General features: G+C 35.6%; 1 protein-coding gene. It reads right to left on the bottom strand.

The window, feature by feature from the left end; all coding sequences use genetic code 11:
* Positions 1–318: 318 nt before the first annotated feature.
* Positions 319–1,431, bottom strand: coding sequence for an IS630 family transposase (locus tag QUA40_RS28695; RefSeq protein ID WP_333132100.1), 1,113 nt, complete (start codon positions 1,429–1,431; stop codon positions 319–321).
* Positions 1,432–1,510: the final 79 nt, after the last annotated feature.

Genomic DNA, 1,510 nt, shown 5'->3' with positions numbered 1-1,510 from the left:
GGGCTTTCACCGTGATTCACGTTTCAACGAATCGCACTATAATCTTCTACTATCACGCCAGGTAAATTTAGTATGTTTGTCATTAACTTTTTTATATTTTATTCCTGCAAAAATTATTAATGAACTATTTATTAAGATTTTAGCACAATAACTACGGAAGAGCCGGGAAGCCGAAAACTGTCAAGCGAATTCTAGATGTGGGTCCGGGAGACTGGCGTTTGTTGGGCTTGCTAAAGTGCGATCGCCCGGATGTTGAATGTGTGGCAATCGAGTTTTCACCTACAATGTTGGAAAAAGTTATAATAAGCTGTTCGACATCTAAACTGCATTAACCAAGTTACCTTTATTTTTTATTTTTCGGTTCCATTTCATAATTAGTCCTCCTTCATTTAACAGTTTATGTAACAGTGCTTCTAGTTTTTCAATGGATTCAAATAATCTATGGGCAACATATTCCTTGGCGGAATGCCATACTAATTCAATTAAGTTATAGTCAGGGCTATACTTTGGCAAAAACTCTATGATTAGATTCGGCATCTCTGACGCTATTTTCTGCAAAGTCTCTGCTTTCTTATGAAAACTAGCGTTGTCCAAAATTATCACAAACTTACAGCCTTTATTTTTAAAGTCTTCCGCTAAATTTCCTTGCAATATCCACTCTGCTTTTAAGTCTTCATAAAAATTTTTCAGCACCGCATAAAAATTAGCAGAATTACCAGATGGAATAAAATCTACCCATCTTTTTTTGTCTAAATATCTCACTCCACCCATAACATTAATACGACCTTTTCGTCGATCTCCTCTTTGGCTACTTCGAGCTCCCTTTTTACACCAGTTTTTCCTTCTAATAACTCTTAAACTAAATCCACTCTCATCCCAAAACCATACCTGTAAAAGGTCTGAAGATTCTTTTTCTATTTTTATATACTTAGCTAGTTTATCTTTGAATAAACCCCTCTTTACGGCATCTTGCTTATCCTTCAAGCTGTATTTAGCCCAAAGGTAAACATACTTTTTTGATTTTAAAATTCTCCTTACTTGGGTACTACTCAGCTCAATTCCCGTCTGCTCTTCTAGATATATTGCAAGTCTCGCTGTTGTCCATCTTCCGAACTCATAACCATATTTTTTAGGGTCTACTTCAACTGTTTCTAAAAGTAAATTAATGTATTTCTCTGTAGCTTTTCGGTAATTACCCTTCATCCTGTTATCTTTAAAACTGTCTAATTTTTGAGGGTCACCATTAACGCTCCAATAGGCAACTTTTCTGAGAGAACATCCAATTATTTCAGCAGTTTGAGCTTGTGTATTTCCGTTATTTAGTAATAAAAATATTAACGCTCTTTGTCGAATATCTGGATGCTCATGGTCTTTTAATGCTTGTTGCAGAGTTTCTTTTGTTTCAGAAATGAGGAAGTTTTTAGTAGGCATTGACGGGTGCATCTCACTTTGGCAAATACATCAAATTGAAAGTTGACCGTTGAGATAAGCACAGCGAAGAGCAAGGATA

The organism is Microcoleus sp. Pol11C3 (assembly GCF_036701485.1).
Lineage (GTDB): Bacteria > Cyanobacteriota > Cyanobacteriia > Cyanobacteriales > Microcoleaceae > Microcoleus.
This window is presented reverse-complemented; position numbering and strand designations above follow the sequence as displayed.

Coding starts and splice junctions, on each gene's coding strand:
- QUA40_RS28695 (WP_333132100.1), bottom strand. CDS start 1,431: ATGCCTACTAAAAACTTCCTCATTTCTGAAACAAAAGAAACTCTGCAA.